At 64.1% G+C, this 15,990-nt stretch carries 16 protein-coding genes; 12 read left to right on the forward strand and 4 right to left on the reverse strand.

Features of this window, described 5'->3' with window-relative positions; translation table 11 throughout:
* From pgl to C9F12_RS04665, 4 genes are all read left to right on the forward strand, one after another.
* The gene (gene pgl / locus C9F12_RS04650) at nucleotides 1-684 is read left to right on the forward strand and encodes a 6-phosphogluconolactonase (RefSeq protein WP_108448131.1); all 684 of its coding nucleotides are present in this window, start codon (nucleotides 1-3) and stop codon (nucleotides 682-684) included.
* An 18-nt stretch (nucleotides 685-702) separates the two neighbouring features.
* Nucleotides 703-1,365 (forward strand): bifunctional 4-hydroxy-2-oxoglutarate aldolase/2-dehydro-3-deoxy-phosphogluconate aldolase, encoded by a 663-nt coding sequence (locus C9F12_RS04655; protein ID WP_045991018.1) that lies wholly within the window; start codon nucleotides 703-705, stop codon nucleotides 1,363-1,365.
* 197 nt (nucleotides 1,366-1,562) lie between these two features.
* Nucleotides 1,563-2,243 carry an NAD(P)H-binding protein gene (locus tag C9F12_RS04660; RefSeq protein ID WP_108448132.1) on the forward strand — a complete coding sequence of 227 codons (681 nt, stop codon included), beginning with the start codon at nucleotides 1,563-1,565 and terminating at the stop codon, nucleotides 2,241-2,243.
* Between the two features lie 36 nt (nucleotides 2,244-2,279).
* Complete coding sequence (locus C9F12_RS04665) at nucleotides 2,280-2,702, forward strand: hypothetical protein (protein ID WP_108448133.1); 423 nt, start codon at nucleotides 2,280-2,282, stop codon at nucleotides 2,700-2,702.
* Between the two features lie 51 nt (nucleotides 2,703-2,753).
* On the opposite strand, the gene C9F12_RS04670 is transcribed toward C9F12_RS04665, so the two are convergent.
* The 4 genes from C9F12_RS04670 to edd are packed head-to-tail and all read right to left on the reverse strand — an operon-like array spanning nucleotide 2,754 to nucleotide 7,542.
* Entirely contained in the window at nucleotides 2,754-3,710 is a 957-nt protein-coding gene (locus C9F12_RS04670; protein ID WP_108448134.1) for a carbohydrate kinase, read from the reverse strand.
* Nucleotides 3,711-3,728: 18 nt separating this feature from the next.
* Nucleotides 3,729-4,679, reverse strand: coding sequence for a D-hexose-6-phosphate mutarotase (locus tag C9F12_RS04675; RefSeq protein WP_108448135.1), 951 nt, complete (start codon nucleotides 4,677-4,679; stop codon nucleotides 3,729-3,731).
* The gene (glk, locus tag C9F12_RS04680; protein ID WP_108448136.1) at nucleotides 4,676-5,644 is read right to left on the reverse strand and encodes a glucokinase; all 969 of its coding nucleotides are present in this window, start codon (nucleotides 5,642-5,644) and stop codon (nucleotides 4,676-4,678) included. Before glk ends, C9F12_RS04675 begins: the two co-directional genes overlap by 4 nt.
* Nucleotides 5,645-5,652: 8 nt before the next feature.
* Nucleotides 5,653-7,542 (reverse strand): phosphogluconate dehydratase, encoded by a 1,890-nt coding sequence (edd, locus tag C9F12_RS04685; protein ID WP_045991024.1) that lies wholly within the window; start codon nucleotides 7,540-7,542, stop codon nucleotides 5,653-5,655.
* 274 nt (nucleotides 7,543-7,816) lie between these two features.
* Between edd and C9F12_RS04690 the strand changes: the two genes are divergently transcribed.
* The 8 genes from C9F12_RS04690 to C9F12_RS04725 all read left to right on the forward strand — a co-directional run bounded on the left by C9F12_RS04690 (nucleotide 7,817) and on the right by C9F12_RS04725 (nucleotide 15,845).
* Complete coding sequence (locus C9F12_RS04690; protein WP_108448197.1) at nucleotides 7,817-8,935, forward strand: GNAT family N-acetyltransferase; 1,119 nt, start codon at nucleotides 7,817-7,819, stop codon at nucleotides 8,933-8,935.
* Nucleotides 8,936-9,087: 152 nt separating this feature from the next.
* Nucleotides 9,088-10,470, forward strand: coding sequence for a sigma-54 dependent transcriptional regulator (locus tag C9F12_RS04695; protein ID WP_231498460.1), 1,383 nt, complete (start codon nucleotides 9,088-9,090; stop codon nucleotides 10,468-10,470).
* Between the two features lie 893 nt (nucleotides 10,471-11,363).
* Nucleotides 11,364-11,714, forward strand: a complete 351-nt coding sequence (locus tag C9F12_RS04700) for a hypothetical protein (protein WP_045991026.1) — start codon at nucleotides 11,364-11,366, stop codon at nucleotides 11,712-11,714.
* 53 nt (nucleotides 11,715-11,767) lie between these two features.
* Nucleotides 11,768-12,280, forward strand: a complete 513-nt coding sequence (locus tag C9F12_RS04705; protein WP_108448137.1) for a hypothetical protein — start codon at nucleotides 11,768-11,770, stop codon at nucleotides 12,278-12,280.
* Between the two features lie 2 nt (nucleotides 12,281-12,282).
* Entirely contained in the window at nucleotides 12,283-12,924 is a 642-nt protein-coding gene (locus tag C9F12_RS04710) for a hypothetical protein (protein ID WP_045991028.1), read from the forward strand.
* A gap of 75 nt (nucleotides 12,925-12,999) precedes the next feature.
* On the forward strand, nucleotides 13,000-14,154 hold the full coding sequence (locus C9F12_RS04715; protein WP_108448138.1) for a hypothetical protein: 1,155 nt from the start codon (nucleotides 13,000-13,002) through the stop codon (nucleotides 14,152-14,154).
* 128 nt (nucleotides 14,155-14,282) lie between these two features.
* Complete coding sequence (locus C9F12_RS04720) at nucleotides 14,283-14,987, forward strand: C39 family peptidase (protein WP_108131380.1); 705 nt, start codon at nucleotides 14,283-14,285, stop codon at nucleotides 14,985-14,987.
* Between the two features lie 69 nt (nucleotides 14,988-15,056).
* Nucleotides 15,057-15,845, forward strand: a complete 789-nt coding sequence (locus C9F12_RS04725) for a hypothetical protein (RefSeq protein ID WP_162816390.1) — start codon at nucleotides 15,057-15,059, stop codon at nucleotides 15,843-15,845.
* The last annotated feature ends 145 nt before the right edge of the window (nucleotides 15,846-15,990 follow it).

Raw genomic sequence — 15,990 nt, forward strand, 5'->3', positions numbered from 1 at the left:
ATGAGCAGCGAGCAACTTTCTCCGTCTCCTCGGGAGCAACTGGCGCACCAGTTGGCGCAGACCGTGGCCACGGCACTGCGCGAGGATCTGTCGTCCCAGGATCGCGCCCTGCTGATCGTGTCCGGCGGCTCCACCCCGGTGCCGTTCTTCGAGGCACTGTCCCAGGAAACACTGCCCTGGGATCGGGTCGACGTGACCCTGGCCGACGAGCGCTGGGTCGCTGCCGAGGCCGACGATTCCAACGCCCGGCTGGTCAGGAAGCACCTGCTGATCAACCGGGCCGAGGCAGCCACCTTTGTCCCGCTCACCACCGAACACGATACCCCCGAGGAAGGCACCGACGAGGTCGCCCAGCGACTGATGGGCCTGTCCTGGCCGGCATCGGTAGTCATCCTGGGGATGGGCGGCGATGGCCATACCGCCTCACTTTTTCCTGACAGTCGCGAACTGGACCTGGCACTGAGCACCGATGCCCATGTGGTGGCGGTGCGCACACCGAGCCAGCCCCAGGCGCGCATTACCCTGAGCGCCGAGCGCCTGCACCATGCCCGCCGCCATTACCTGCACCTGACCGGTGACGACAAGCGCGCCGTGCTGGGAAGCGCCATGGCCGGTGACAACGTACGTGAACTGCCCATTCGTGCCTTTCTTAGCTGCCCGCTGGCCGTCTACTGGGCGCCCTGATTTCCTGGAGCCACGCTCATGACCATTGAAAAACAGCTTCCGTCTACCCGCACCACCGAGCTCGACAGCATCTGCCTGAAGGCCGAGGTGATCCCGGTGATCGTCATCGATCGCATCGAGGACGCCGTGCCCATGGGCCGCGCCCTGGTCGAAGGTGGTCTCAGCGTGCTCGAGGTGACCCTGCGCACCGACTGCGCGATCGAGGCCATCGCCCGGCTGAAGAAGGAGCTGCCCCAGGCCAGCATCGCCGCCGGTACCGTGCTGACACCTGCCCAGTATCGTCAGGTCGAGCAGGCCGGTGCCGACTTCGTGGTGACCCCGGGCGCCACCGAGGCGCTTTACCGTTACGGCGTCGAGAGCCCGGTGCCGATGTTGCCGGGGGTGGCCACCATCTCCGAGCTGATGACCGGCTGGCAGTACGGCTATCGTCGCTTCAAGTTCTTCCCGGCCGAAGCCAGCGGTGGCGTCAAGGCGCTCAAGGCCTTCGCCGGCCCCATCGGCGAGGCTCGCTTCTGCCCCACCGGCGGCATCAACCTGGGCAACGCCTCCGAGTACCTGGCGCTGCCTAACGTCATGTGCGTGGGCGGCTCCTGGCTGACCCCGAAGTCGCTGGTCGACGCCGGTGACTGGGACGCCATCCGCGCCCTGGCCAAGGAAGCCGCGGACCGTTTCCATCACTGAAGCCATCACCGAATGCTCGATGACGAAGCGGCGCTGGCCGCTTCGTCGTGACACCTGAGCTCTCTGCACCGGAAGGGCGTCATGCCTATCCATGTGCTCTCTCGACAGCTGGTGCTGTCCTTGATCCGGCCTCTGGCCGGATTTTTTTTATCCGCCGCCATGGGATGATGGTTGCCTGAGCGAGCGGAGAAAAACCTATGAAACTGTTGATACTGGGCGCGACGGGGTTGGTGGGTAGTGAGGTGCTGCGCCAGGCATTGGCCCATCCCGACGTCACCGAGGTGCGGGCACCGGTGCGCCGACCGCTGACGCTGGCGCACCCAAGGCTAGCCGCCCCGGTCGTCGATTTCGCCGATCTGGAGTCACTGCGACCGGACAAGACTGGACGAGGTGATGCACCGGCGCCGGCGGGGAATGACGAGTGGTGGAAGGCGGATGGCGTGATCTGCGCACTGGGTACCACCCTCAAGGCCGCCGGCTCGCGAGAGGCCTTTCGACGTGTGGATCTCGAGTTGCCGCTGTGGTTTGCCCGCCACGCCAGAGCCGCCGGTGCCGCGCGTTTTGCCTTGAACTCGGCACTGGGCGCCGATCGCGGCTCACGCTTCTTCTATTCCCGGGTCAAGGGCGAACTGGAAGCCGCAATGACCAAACTCGACTACCCGAGCCTGACTCTGGTCAGGCCGGGCCTGATCGACGGCGAGCGCGCCGAGGTGCGCCACGCCGAGCGCCTGGGGCTCGCGCTTTCTCGCGGTCTGCGTCCGCTGCTGCCACGCCAGTGGCGTCCCAGTCCGGTGGCCCGCATCGCCGAGGCGCTGGTGCAGGGCGCCATCAGCGCGCCTGCCGGAAGGCATCTGGTGGAGGCCAGGGACCTGGCCTGACCCAAGCCGTCAACGCAGTGATGGAATAGGCCGTCAATGAACCTAGGATTGCTTTACCGCGTGCTTGGACTACCAGGATTGCGCTTTCTGCTTCTGGTGGTGGGGTACAGCGTCGGTCATGAGATCGCCGATGTCCTGGGCAGGGAGTACCGGGGTGGTGTGTCCTGGGGGATGACCCTGGGCTACTACTCGTGGGGGGTTGTGTTGCTGTCGCTGGTCGAAGGAGTCGTGGTGTACCGCTGGTCGCGGCGCTGGGTCAGGCTCGAGTGGTTGGCGGCAACGATCACCGCGGCCATCGTGCTGACCTTCACGGGGATCCTGACTGGACACTCGGGCGCATGGGCGCACCCTTATCGTCTGGCCTGGTTCCAGGGCTGCGCGGTGGCTGCCATCTTTCTGCCGCTGATCGTCCACAGGCTGGTCAATCGCTGGCGCCATGCCAGGGCGGGGAGGCGATAGGCCCTGGCATGGCGGCGGGGGACTTTCGGGTCACCCGAGGTTGTCGTGATGTCAGCTGTCGATCACGTCTTCGCGGCGCGGCAGGGCCGCGTAGGCGCCGGGGCGCGTCACCGCGTGGGCGCCGCAGCGACAGGCCAGGGTCAGGGCGCGTTCGAGGAAGGCCTCGTCGTGCTGCCAGTTGGGGCGCTGCCAGTCGTGGTCGGCCAGCGCCGCTAGCAGACCGCCGATAAAGGCATCGCCACCGGCGGTGGTATCGACCGCCTTGACCGGCGGCGGTGTCATGCGCTTGACGCCCTGGGTGGTGTGGGCGGCGACCGCACCGGGACCATCGGTGATCACGATCAGGCGAGCACCGGCGGCCAGGCGTTCGGCCAGCCAGTCGTCACGCGGGTGGTCACCCCGCAGGGCGTCGAGTTCATCGGTGGACAGCTTGATCAGGTCGGCCTGGTCGAGCAGGCGGGTGACCAGGCCGACGTCGATGCTGTGCTCGGGCCAGAGGTTGTGACGCAGGTTGGCATCGACGCTGACCAGACAGCCTGCCCGGGAGGCCATCTCGGTGATCGCCAGGGAGGTAGCGGCGATGGCATCGTCCGTAAGGCTGTTGCTGCACAGGTGGACGATGGCGGGCTCGCTGAACACCCCATGGGGCAGATGCTCGGTGCGATACAACAGGTCGGCGGCGGGAGGACGATAGAAGTCGAAGGTGCGCTCGCCGTCTGCGTCGCGGGAGACGAAGGCAAGGGCGGTGCGGGCCTCGCGGGTGCGCGACACGCCGGAGACGTCGACGCCGTGGTGCTCGAGCTCACGGGCCAGGAAGTCGCCGAAGTGGTCGTCGCCCAGCATGCCGAGAAAGCGACTGGTCAGACCCAGTCGCGCACAGGCCACGGCCACGTTGGCCGGCGCGCCACCGGCGTAGGGGGTGAAGGTCTCTGGTCCCTCGGCGGCATCACCGAGATGGCTGGAGAGCATATCGACCAGGGCTTCACCAAAGGCGATCACGGGGGTCATGGCGGGATTCCTCGTCGATCAGTGGTTGTCGGCCAGCGACAGGGTGGTGCCGAGCATATGCTGGGCGCCGGGTACCAGCCACACCGGATCGAGGCGGGTGTTGGCGGACTCGACGCACAGAAAACGGCGGGCGGCGTCCAGCGGGGTGTCCGGGTTGGGTGTCTCGCCGGGATTCCACACCACCACCGAGTCGCTGTTCTGGCGAGCCACTCGCAGGCGGCGCTGGCCGTCATCGAGCACCACCTCGGCGTTGGAATGATAGATGCGATCGACGCCTTCACGGACCCCGAGCTCACCCACCTGCTCGCTCTCGGCGAAGCCCTTGAGCTTGTCCAGGTAGCGGGCCCCGACGAGGCCTTCGACGCGGCAGGCGAAGACCTGATCCACCGCCAGATAGCTGTGCAGGGCGGCGGTCATCTTCACCGGCGTCTCGCCCAGGTGCTCGGTGATTAGCTCCACGTGCAGACGCTGGGCGTTGGCCTGGACCACCGCACGGGGATGCAACTGGCTGTGCAGGCGCTGTGGCAGTGACAGGTGCACCTCGACGCCGTCTTCGTGCTCGTCCACCGCGTCCAGTTGCCAGTCGGCCTTGCGCGCCGGGCCGTGCATCGGGCCGGAGCGGTCGGGGGACTCGTCGGCGGTGTTCTCGTCGGCGAACCACGGCCAGCACAGGGGGATGCCGCCACGAATCGCACCCGGCACGTCCTGGGGCGTTGGGGTCACCCACAGCCAGCCAGCGGGCACCAGCGGATCATCCGCACCGCTATCGACGGTGGCTTTGGCGGGAGAAGCGCCTGCGGCTCGCGTGGGGTCGGACGCAGGTTGAAAGTGAAGCACCTGGGCGCCCTGCAACGAGATCGCCAGCTGGCCCCAGCTCTCGTTGGCCACCCAGATGTCGCGGCCGGCCCAGTGGATGTGCCCCTGGCCCTCTACCTCGTCGATACGTGTCTTGAGCGTTGCCGGAATCATTCGACCTCCTCGTTGTGGAGCGCCTCGGCGGCGCCCAGCAGCCCCGTCCACGGGGCCGTGACCACCTGGATGGAGATGGCTTCGTTGTAAGGGCGCATCCTTCCCTTGTTGCAGAAGGCGCTGAGAAACCCACTGTGAGGCAGCCAGTCGATCAGCCGTGGCACGATGCCACCACACAGGTAGACGCCGCCTCTCGCACCCAGGGTCAGCGCAGCGTCGCCCGCCACGTCGCCGAGGATCTTGAGAAAGCGCAGAATGGTATCACGCCCCAGCGGGTCGCCGCGGTTGGCGGCCTCGGTGACCTGAGCCGGCGTGCTGGCGCTGGCCTCCAGACCATCGATCTCGGCCAGTACCCGATAAAGGTCCAGCAGTCCCTGGCCGCACAGGATGCGTTCCACACTGACGCGGCCATAGCGACGGTGGAGGCGTCGATAGATCTCGAGCTCCTGTTCGTCGGTGGGCGCGAAGCTGGCATGGCCACCCTCGTTGGGCAGTGGCACCCAGGCGCGCCGTGCCGGGAAGAGGCCAGCCATGCCGAGGCCAGTGCCCGGTCCGATGACCAGTCGAGCGGCGTGCCCTTCGGCCTCGCCGGTCTGGATGCTGACCAGATCATGCGAATCGACGTGGGGGACGCCGAGCGCCTGAGCCATGAAGTCGTTGATGACCTTGAAGTCATCCAGGGCAAGGTCACGCTTGACCTCGCCCTTCAGAAAGCTCCAGTGATTGTTGGACATGCTGACCCGTTCAGCGTGCACCGGACAGGCGAACGCCAGGCACGCCTCCCGCGGGGCCTTCTCGCCGCTGGCGCCCACCCGCTCGAGGTAGTCACGGGCAGCTTCCACCACGCCGGGATAGCCGGCACAGGGCAGGGTCAGGATGTCGTGGGGGGCAGTCTTGCCCGGCGACACCAGCGCGAAGCGTGCGTTGGTGCCGCCGATGTCCCCGATCAGCGCTTGGCGTGTCATGGGCGAACTCAGGCGTCCTCGTCGTGGATCTGTCCCTGCTGGCGCTCGAGGTCGTCGGCCTCGAAGCCACCGAAGACGCCGGCGCCTTCCTCGGCGCCCATGGCCAGGTGACGGTAGCCGCCGAACAGCTCGCGACCCAGACCCACATGGTAGTGATCCAGTTCGGCCACGCGCTTGGGACGATCCCGCCATTCGGCGTCGCTGAGCACGACAGACAGCTCGCCCTTGTCGGCGTCCAGGCGCACCACATCGCCATCACGCAGCCTGGCCAGCGGGCCACCGTCCAGCGCCTCCGGGGTCATGTGGATGGCCGCAGGTACCTTGCCCGAGGCACCGGACATGCGCCCGTCGGTGACCAGGGCAACCTTGTAGCCGCGATCCTGCAGGACGCCCAGGTAGGGGGTCAGCTTGTGCAGTTCGGGCATGCCATTGGCCTTGGGGCCCTGGAAGCGCACCACCACGATGACGTCACGGTCGAGATCGCCGGCGTCGAAGGCGGCCTTGAGGTCGTTCTGTTCCTCGAAGATCTTGATCGGCGCCTCGACGACCCGGTGCTGAGCCTCTACCGCCGACACCTTGATGACGCCACGGCCGAGATTGCCCTCGAGCACGTTGAGGCCACCGGTGGCGGCAAAGGCGTTGGATACCGGGCGCAGCACGTCCGGGTCGAGGCTTTCCAGGGGGCCTTCGCGCCACACCAGCTTGCCATCCTCGAGGAAGGGCTCCTGGGTGTAGGCGGTCAGGTCGGTGCCGAATATCGTCGGGATGTCGCCGTGGATCAGGCCCGCACCGAGCAGCTCCCTGATCAACAGGCTCATGCCGCCGGCGGCCTGGAAGTGGTTGATATCGGCCTGGCCGTTGGGATAGACCCGGGTCAGGCTGGGCACCGCGGAGGACAGCTCCGAGAAGTCATCCCAGTTGATGGTGATACCCGCCGCCGCGGCCATGGCCACCAGGTGCATGGTGTGGTTGGTGGAGCCGCCGGAGGCCAAGAGGCCGACCATGGCGTTGACGATGGCACGCTCGTCGATCTGGCGATAGAACGGACGGTAGTCGCCGCCGGGCTCGGTATTACGGATCGTCTGTTCGGTGGCGAAGCGAGTCAGCGCTTCGCGCATGTCGGTACCGGGGTTGACGAAGGAAGCGCCCGGCAGGTGCAGCCCCATGAACTCCATCATCAGCTGGTTGGAGTTGGCGGTGCCGTAGAAGGTGCAGGTACCGGGGCTGTGGTAGCTCTCGGACTCGGCTTCCAGCAGCTCGTCACGGCCGACCTTGCCCTCGGCGAACAGCTGACGGACGCGGGCCTTTTCCTTGTTGGGCAGGCCGCTGGGCATGGGCCCGGCCGGGATGAAGGTAGTCGGCAGGTGGCCGAAGCGCGCCGCGCCGATGAACAAGCCCGGCACGATCTTGTCGCACACGCCAAGATAGAGGGCGGCGTCGAACATGTTGTGCGACAGGCCCACGGCGGTGGCCATGGCGATGACGTCGCGGGAGAACAGCGACAGCTCCATGCCCGGCTGGCCCTGGGTGACGCCGTCGCACATGGCCGGCACACCGCCGGCGAACTGGGCGGTAGAGCCCATCTGACGGGCGCTTTCGCGAATCACCTCGGGAAAGGTCTCGAACGGCTGGTGCGCTGACAGCATGTCGTTGTACGACGAGATGATGCCAAGGTTGGCGCTATTCATCAGCTTGAGCTGATTCTTGTCCTCGCTGCCGCACGCGGCAAAGCCGTGGGCGAGGTTGCCGCAGGACAGTTCGGAGCGATGGACGCCGCGACGATGCTGGGCCTCCATGCGCTCTTCGTAGAGGGCGCGCCTTTGCCGGGAGCGCTCACGGATGCGCTCGGTGACGCGGGCGACGGTGGGATCGAGCGAAGAAGCTTGCTGGCTAGCCATGGTCAACCTCAGACGTGTTGATGCGGGTCAGGTACGTAACTTTACCAAATAAAAAGCCAATTTCCTCCCCCTTGACCGAGTGCTTTGGTCGAATATGTAGTTTTTTTACAGGGAGTGGCCGGTGGTCGCCGCCTTCGACGATCTCGGCGACGAGCACCTCCAAAGTCTGGCACTCTGTGGCTGAATCGCAAAGCGCAAGGAGTGGGTTGTGACGCCATCATCCCCGCAGCAAGAACAGGGCGGCCACGCCGAGGAAGGTCTTTCGGTCAAGTGCCTGGAGGCTGTCGCCGAGGTGCCGGCCGAGCACTGGAACGCCCTGGTGGACCCGGACCATCCCTTTGCCCGTCACGAATTTCTCGATGCACTGGAGGCCACCGGTGCGGTGGGGGAGGGCACCGGTTGGCAGCCTCGACATCTGACGCTGTGGCGAGGGGCGCGACTGGTAGGCCTGCTGCCGTACTACCTCAAGGAGCACTCCTGGGGCGAGTACGTGTTCGACTGGAGCTGGGCGGATGCCTGGGAGCGTGCCGGGGGGCGCTACTACCCCAAGGCGGTGAGCGCGATCCCCTTCACCCCGGCGCCAGGCCCGCGCCTGGCACTGGCAGAAGGTGAAGACGAGCAGACCGTCATGGCCATGCTGGCGAGCCAGTGGCAAGACGACCCCGGGCTATCGGGCTGGCATCTGCTGTTTGCCGAGGACTCGGAGGTGGCCGCCTGGCGACAGGCCTGTCCGGGCCTGATCGCCCGAAGCGGCGTGCAGTTTCAATGGCGAGACGAGGGCTTTGGCGACTTCGAGGGATTCCTGGCGGCGATGACCTCGAAACGGCGCAAGGAAGTAAGACGCGAGCGTCGCCGTGTCGCCGACCAGGGCATCGAACTGCGGCGCCTCGAGGGCAGCGAGATCGACGAAGCGGCGATCCGCCACTTCTTTCGCTGCTATCGCATCACCTATCTCGAAAGAGGTGCGACAGGATATCTAAGCGAGGTATTTTTTCAGCGGCTTCGCCGTCTTATGCCGGAAAACCTTGTGCTTGTTCAAGCTTTTGTCGAAGGCCGCCCGGTGGCCGCCGCGCTCTGCCTTCAGGGAACCCGAACCCTCTACGGTCGCTACTGGGGCAGCGAGGTGCTGGCCGACTGTTTGCACTTCGAGGCCTGCTACTACCAGGGTATCGAGCACTGCCTGGCGCGAGGCCTCGACTGCTTTGACCCCGGTACCCAGGGTGAGCACAAGGTGTCTCGGGGCTTTGTCCCCCGCCGGCTGACGTCCTTGCATCATGTCAATGATCCCCGCCTCAACGATGCGGTAGCGCGATTTTGTCAAGAGGAAGCCCGACAGCTCGAACTGTATGTGGCGGCGGCCCACCGTGGACTACCGTTTCGAGGTAGAGCGTAATACGGTGCTATGATTCAACCGATACTCATGTGAGATAACGATTACATTACGCAGGCGCAGATAGATCGAGGGCGGTCGGGTTCGTCGTCGCGTTGGCGCGACAGTCCGATCGTTGCTGGTGTCTGCGGGCGGTTGGGTTCAGGGGACAGGCGATGGACGTCAAGCAACGTTGCAGTTGGTGGATCGGCGACCCCGGTGGTCGTGCCGGCCACCTGCTGGAGGGATTGCAGTCGAGTGGCTGGCAGATGCATCCGCTGGTGTCGCCGCTGTCGGATTGCCGCTTGCAGCCTGATGACCCTTGCCGGGTCGGCATCATGGTACTGGAGGACCTGTCCTGTCAGGACCTGCGCCATCTGGAACCGCTGATCCTGAAAAGCGAAAGGCCCTGGATCGCGGTCGGCACCTCGGATCAGTGTGACGATCCCGAGATGCGTCGCATCATGGCCCACCTGAGCCACTCGCTGGTGTCGCCCCAGGTGGATCTGCTACGCCTGTCGATCCTGATGGAGCACGCTGCGGAACTGTCGATGCTGCAGCAGCGCGACCGTGAAGAACAGCGCATGTCGGCCGCCGCCGAAGACAGCGAGTACGAGTTCGTCGGTACGACGCCGGTGATGTGGAACCTGTTCAAGACCATCCGCAAGGTGGCGGTGGTCGATGCTCCGGTGTTCATCAGCGGGGAGTCCGGTACCGGCAAGGAGCTGACGGCTCAGGCCATCCACGAGCGCTCCACGCGTTCACGCCAGCCCTTTCACGCCATCAACTGCGGCGCCCTGCCCGAGCATTTGATTCAGTCAGAGCTGTTCGGCCACGAGAAGGGCGCCTTCACCGGTGCCTCGCAACGCAAGATCGGTCGTATCGAGGCGGCCGACGGTGGCACCCTGTTTCTCGACGAGATTGGCGACCTGCCGCTGGAGCTTCAGGTCAACCTGCTGCGCTTTCTGGAGATGCGCTGTATCCAGCGCGTCGGTGGGCTCGAGGATATTCCGGTGGACGTGCGTATCGTCGCCGCGACCCACGTCAATCTCGAGCTGGCGGTGAAGGAGGGACGCTTTCGGGAGGATCTCTATCACCGACTCAATGTGCTCCAGGTGCAGGTACCTGCCTTGCGCGAGCACTCGGAAGATATCGAGATCCTGGCGCGTTTCTTCTTCGAGCGCTTCTCCTGCGAGAAGGCCTCCTGTCTGAAAGGCTTTTCCCGAGAGGCGCTGTCGGTGATGCAGCGCTACCATTGGCCCGGCAACGTCCGCGAGCTGATCAATCGGGTTCGTCGGGCCATGGTGATGTGCGAAAACCGTCTGATCCAGCCCGAGGACCTCGGCATCGAACGGCGTGGCTTGAACCGCCACCAGATAACGCTTGAAGAGGTTCGCGAGGAAGCCGAGCGTGATGCGCTGCTCTCGGCGCTGGGGCGCAACAAGTACCGGGTCAACGCCGCCGCCAAGGAACTTGGCGTCTCCCGGGTGACCATCTATCGGTTGCTCGACAAGCACGGTATTTCACGTACGCCTCCCCAGGAGGCTGCCTTCTCCTGACGGCCTGGTGCCATCGATTCTGTTCGAGCGATAGTGAAGAGGCGTTATCGGCAGGTCTCTCCTCGCAGCGCTCTCTTCTCTCTATATGACATCTCGGCTATATGACCTCTCGGCAAACCACTCTTTGATAGCCCCGCTGCAAGCGGGGCTTTTTGCATCCAGGTTCCAGTGCTCTGCTATCTGGGGGCTTTCTATCGCCCTGGCATCTGGGTCCTTCTATCACCCTGGTATCTGCGTTCTGACATCCGGATCCGATTATCGACGTTGAGAGATCGCGGCAAGATTTCGACGCTATGCGGACGAAGCTGATGCTTCGTACTGCCGAAAAATGGGCCTGGCGCAAAAGTGTTGCTTTGTTGAAACATTGGCCAGAAGGACAGTGTTGAAGTGGTGAATTTCTAAAAAACACCTTTTATATCAGTATATTGCTTGTTGATGGGTCAGGTTTAACTGTGCTCAATCATGCGATTTCTGACATTTCTCCCCCATCCGTACAAGGTGCCGGCTTCCCTCGTAACGCGAATGTCGTCCTTGAACACACCCTGCCACATTTTTTTGCTGTTTCTTCTGAAACCCCCGCCTCGCGGGCCCTTCAGCACGATAGTGCCAGGCTGTCAGCGTCGCTTTGCCTGTTTGTCGCTATCGCTCAGTTCTGTGCTGTACCAGTAACGGTACTTTTTGGAAAACCAATGAAAAAACAGATAGTTGTCGATGTTTTGTGCTGTTTTTCCTCATCGGCTGAAGGTGCGTTGTTTCATCCGCTTAACACTCTTCATTTCGCACAAAAATAAAAATGCCTATAAATCAGCAGATTACAAGTTGGCACGGCGATTGCTCTGTTCTTTGTGCAGGAGAAGCACTGCAACGGGAACAGGACCCGAGGAGACGCCGACATGAACCAGACGATCGCAAACAGCCGGACCCTAGTCCTTGGCGCGTCCATCGCGATCGGTGTGGCGCTGGCCGCCACCGGATCCATGTCGGCCCGATCGGACACCGCGATGCTCGACGAGCAGCAGGTGTTCGGCGCTCCCGGGGAGCAGCACCTCGTCAATGACGGGGCGCTGGACACAATTCGAGGCCGCTTCGTGCCGGAGCAGGGAATCGACGCCGACGGCGTCATCCTCTGGGACGAACGGCCGGGACGAGGTGCCGGAGGCGGGGGCGACGACAGCAGCCATCGCGCAGCCAACGGGCTGAACAACCGTCAGAGCGCCAACGTCACTACGCAACGGGACTGGTGATCACCATGGGACACCTGAAGCACAAAGAAGGGCAAGGGGGAAGCGGGAACGCCGTGACGTGCCAGTGGCGTCTGGCCCTGGCCGCAGCGGTAGTAGCGGTGGGCCTGGTCGGTGTGGGGACCGACCAGAGCCTCGGCGCCGATCTTCGCCCCGGCGTCCAGCCCGGCGAGATCATCATGCTGCGGGAGGTCGAGACTGCGCCATTCGGCTATGTCAATCGTGACAGCGGACCGATTCGCGGGCGTGCCGACCTGATGCACAGCAGCAACATGGCGCGCAGCGCCACCGGCAGCGTTCACACCCGCATGGGTGGGGTCTCCGCGATCATGCTCGATGACACCCGGGCGGCCAGTATCTCCGCCGGCGTAGGCCGCGGCATGAGTCAGATGCACCGCGCCCTGGGTACCGGCGCCAATCTCGGCACCGGACCCCTGGGCAGCAGCAATCGGGTAGCGACCTCGGTCGGTGGCGGATCGGCAGCCGGTGGCAGCGTGATCGGGGCGACCTCGGGTATCGCCAATACCGTGACCGGCGCGCTGGCGCCCCTGACCGGCGGGAGGCGCTGATCATGCGGATCTTCAAGCCTTCATTCGTGCCGGTACGGCTGACTCGCAGCCTGGTGCTCACCGCCGCCTTCGGGCTGGTGATGGTGAGCCCGGACCCGGCCCAGGGCCAGGACCTGAGCGGCCTGCGCAGCAGCAGCGTGATCAGCGGACAGGCGCTCAGCGGTGTCAGTGGTGTCGCGGCGGCCAACCAGGCCGCGGGCAACCAGAATCTGCAGTCCAACAGCGGCGCCCTGGCCATCGGTGACGGCGCCACCATCAACAATCGTCTGGTGCAGCAGGTGCGCATCGACGAACGACTCGCCGGCATGGAGGTGGGCACCGCCATCAGGGAGGGCGCCTTTAGTGGAGCCTCCGGGTGGATGTCCGTCAACCAGGCGGCGGGGATAGGCAACCTTCAGAGCAACAGCTTCGGCATGGCTCTGGGGAGCACGGTCAGCGGCCTGAGCGACGACAGTCTGCAACAGGTGCTGGCACCAAGGCAGGGGCTGAATGGGTCGAGCAGCAATGGCTCCGACAGCGCCATCCGGAATCTCGAGATCGATGAGAGTACCTTCGGGGGCGCCAGAGGAGTGATTCAGGTCAACCAGTCAGCCGGCACGGGGAACGCCACTCGCAACAGCTTCAGCTATCGCTTCAACCAATAGAGCAAGCGTGGAAGACAACGAGTGACGTCAATAAAAGCAGTGAAAAGACAGTACGGTTCATTCAGGAGAACGATCATGAAAACTTTCGAAAAAGCACCGCTCGCTCTGGCCATCTCTGCACTTCTGGTCGCACCGGCGGCACTGGCGGACAACAGCTTTGACACCGATTCCTACATGGATTCCGACGTCAACAACCGCTACGACGTTCATATCAAGAACGATTCCCACACCTACAAGCGGCTGGGTGCACTCGGTGGAGCCCTGATTACAGATGATAACTACTCCGGCGCCACCGTGGACAGCAAGCAGTTCAGCGACAACAACTATGCCACGCAAGACCTGACCACCAATGACGCGACCCTGGGCGGCAATGCCCTGCAGGGTGCCGCCGGTAATATCGGTGCCAACGTGGCCGCGGGTGACAACAACCAGCAGGCCAACGACGCCGCGCTGTCGTCTTCCGACGCGGCCACCGTGTTCGGCCAGGCGGCCTCCTTCTCCTTCCAGTCCAACTCCAACAACATGACTGGTATCACCGGCAGCCCGAACACTGCCCTGATGGGTGGCAACGCCCTGCGTAACGCCAGCGGCAACGTGGGTGTCAACGTCGCGGCCGGTATCGGCAACGCCCAGCACAACAGCCTGGCGGCGGCGGTCAATACCGCCAGCGGCAGCGCCGATGCCACCACCGGCGGCGTCCAGGCCAGCTACAACAACAACACCACCTCTGCGGGTCAGGTCGTGACGCTGACCGATACCTCTGCGTTTGTTGCAGGTGTGGCCTTGGGTGGCTCATACGAAGGCGGCGGTAGCGGCACTTACGGTGGCAACTGGGAGCAGACCAACAACGTCTATCCGGAAATCTGGCAGGGCGGCGACAGCCATCCCGGCGGCGAGTCCCTGTGGGGCCATGCTGACTTCGACGACCAGGGGCCGGACGGCAACGAGGGTCGTTTCAAGGGTGAGGAAGGCGGTGAGCTTGGCTTCACCGAGAGTGGCAGCATCGCCCTGGGTGGTATCGCCGTGGGCGGCAGCGTCAACACCACTCAGATGCTGGTCTATCAGGAAAATGCCGCGACACTGGGCGGCAATGCCCTGCGCGGCGCCACCGGCAACATCGGCGTCAACATCGCCTCCGGCACCGGCAACATGCAGCGCAACTCGCTGTCGATTGCCTCCAGCATGGCGAATTCCAGCAACACCGGTGGCGTGAGCGGCGAAGCGCGGTAATCCGCTCGATCCAATCGGTACTTCCCCGGCCCTTCTGGGCCGGGGATTTTTCCAACAAGACACGACCGCCAAAGCTCACCAAGAAGCTGGCCAATACGACACTCACTTCTGGATACGGGGGACAGGTCATGACACTGCCACGCTGGCCGCTGGCCGCGGCACTGGCCATCGGCCTCGCACTACCACTCGGCAACACCCAGGCTGCCACCATTCGCCTGGGAGGGATTGTGCCGGGGACGGTGATCAACAAGGACGTGCAGTCCATCCGTGAGCGTCGCTACGAAAATCTGGTCGAGCAGCGCACCGACTTTTCCTGTGGTGCCGCTTCGCTGGCCACCCTGCTCAAGTACGCCTACCAACGTCCCGACACCACCGAGCACGACGTGCTGGCGGGGATGCTGGAGGTAGCCGACCTGGAGCTGGTACAGCAGCAGGGCTTCTCCCTGTTGGATCTGAAGAACTATGTCGAGACCCTCGGCCTGCGCGGGCGTGGCTATGAAGTCGACGCCGAGACCCTGGATGACGTCTCGATTCCGGTGATCGTCCTACTGGACCTCAACGGCTACAAACACTTCGTGGTCATGAAGAAGGCCAGCGCAGATCGCGTCTATATCGGTGATCCGGCGTTGGGCAACCGGGTGATGTCCCGGGACGAATTCATGGCCGCCTGGAACAATATCATCTTCGCGGTGGTGGGCGACGGCTTCGATCGCTATACCGCCTTGCTCGATCCGCGCCAGCCTTTGACGGCGCATCGAATGAAGGACGTGTTTTCGCCCGTCTCACGCGAGCAGATGATCGACTTCGGTTTCCGTCACGCTGAACTGTTCTGATAACGATAACGCTCTTTCGGCAAGGCTCAGCGGCGAGCAGGAAGGCGCCGTCGATCAGGGGGCAACACCATGATGGGACATGACAGGGGACCAGGGCTGAAATACTGGGCAATGCTGTTGGCATTGTCGTTGGCTCTGGGCGCACCGGCGGCATTGGCTGCCACCACAGACTTTGACCGCTTCGAGGGTTTCAGCGAGGCGCGTCAGCTATCCGATAGTGAACTGGGACAACAGCGCGGGCGCTTCGCCGATAAGGGGCGCCTGATGTTTTTCGGGGTGCAGATGGTCAGCGAATGGCGCACCGCGGCGGGGGATCATCTATCTGCCGGGGCGCAGATGCTGGGTGATCTGAGTCGAGGCCAACCCACGGTGAGCTTCCAGCCCACCATTACCGTGGTGGAGAGCGCCGCGGGTCTGGCAAGTCTTGGCAACGGTGCAACGATAGTCGATCGGGGCACCGCCAACGCCTCCGGCGTGGTGCAGTCGATCCAGGCGGGGGGGGACTTCAACGTCGCCGCCAATGACCTGGTCATCGATGTCATGGACGCCTCGAGCTTCGGTGGAGTGAGCCCGGACACCAGCGGCAATCTGACCCGCTCCATCGCCGGCAGTACCATCGCGGTATCCGCCGTCGGCAACAATATGAGCGTATCCGTGGATATTCCGGGTATGGGCAGCATCAGTCAGGCCATCGTGCCCGGCGGCGGGCTGAATCAGGCGATCCAGCTGTCCAGCAACCTGCAGCAGGTGCGCAACCTGACCCGGCTGCAGCTGTATATGGGTAACCAGGCCGGGGTAGGGGACAGGTCGGTACCCGGCATGCTCAGTGGCATCAAGTCTGCAGCGGCGCTGCGTTGACAGTTATGGAGCAATTGACCGCCGTAAACGCACAATCTGACTACACTTTACCAGGAGTGTCGGGGGACTCTGCTGGAAGGGGAGCAGAAGGGCGCAGTAGACGCTCGACAAGAAGTACAAACGATTTCATTCGGGGACAAGGAGA

The organism is Halomonas sp. BN3-1, assembly GCF_003056325.1.
Taxonomy (GTDB): Bacteria; Pseudomonadota; Gammaproteobacteria; order Pseudomonadales; family Halomonadaceae; genus Halomonas; species Halomonas litopenaei.

Coding starts and splice junctions, on each gene's coding strand:
- pgl (WP_108448131.1), top strand. CDS start 1: ATGAGCAGCGAGCAACTTTCTCCGTCTCCTCGGGAGCAACTGGCGCAC.
- C9F12_RS04655 (WP_045991018.1), top strand. CDS start 703: ATGACCATTGAAAAACAGCTTCCGTCTACCCGCACCACCGAGCTCGAC.
- C9F12_RS04660 (WP_108448132.1), top strand. CDS start 1,563: ATGAAACTGTTGATACTGGGCGCGACGGGGTTGGTGGGTAGTGAGGTG.
- C9F12_RS04665 (WP_108448133.1), top strand. CDS start 2,280: ATGAACCTAGGATTGCTTTACCGCGTGCTTGGACTACCAGGATTGCGC.
- C9F12_RS04670 (WP_108448134.1), bottom strand. CDS start 3,710: ATGACCCCCGTGATCGCCTTTGGTGAAGCCCTGGTCGATATGCTCTCC.
- C9F12_RS04675 (WP_108448135.1), bottom strand. CDS start 4,679: ATGATTCCGGCAACGCTCAAGACACGTATCGACGAGGTAGAGGGCCAG.
- glk (WP_108448136.1), bottom strand. CDS start 5,644: ATGACACGCCAAGCGCTGATCGGGGACATCGGCGGCACCAACGCACGC.
- edd (WP_045991024.1), bottom strand. CDS start 7,542: ATGGCTAGCCAGCAAGCTTCTTCGCTCGATCCCACCGTCGCCCGCGTC.
- C9F12_RS04695 (WP_231498460.1), top strand. CDS start 9,088: ATGGACGTCAAGCAACGTTGCAGTTGGTGGATCGGCGACCCCGGTGGT.
- C9F12_RS04700 (WP_045991026.1), top strand. CDS start 11,364: ATGAACCAGACGATCGCAAACAGCCGGACCCTAGTCCTTGGCGCGTCC.
- C9F12_RS04710 (WP_045991028.1), top strand. CDS start 12,283: ATGCGGATCTTCAAGCCTTCATTCGTGCCGGTACGGCTGACTCGCAGC.
- C9F12_RS04715 (WP_108448138.1), top strand. CDS start 13,000: ATGAAAACTTTCGAAAAAGCACCGCTCGCTCTGGCCATCTCTGCACTT.
- C9F12_RS04720 (WP_108131380.1), top strand. CDS start 14,283: ATGACACTGCCACGCTGGCCGCTGGCCGCGGCACTGGCCATCGGCCTC.
- C9F12_RS04725 (WP_162816390.1), top strand. CDS start 15,057: ATGATGGGACATGACAGGGGACCAGGGCTGAAATACTGGGCAATGCTG.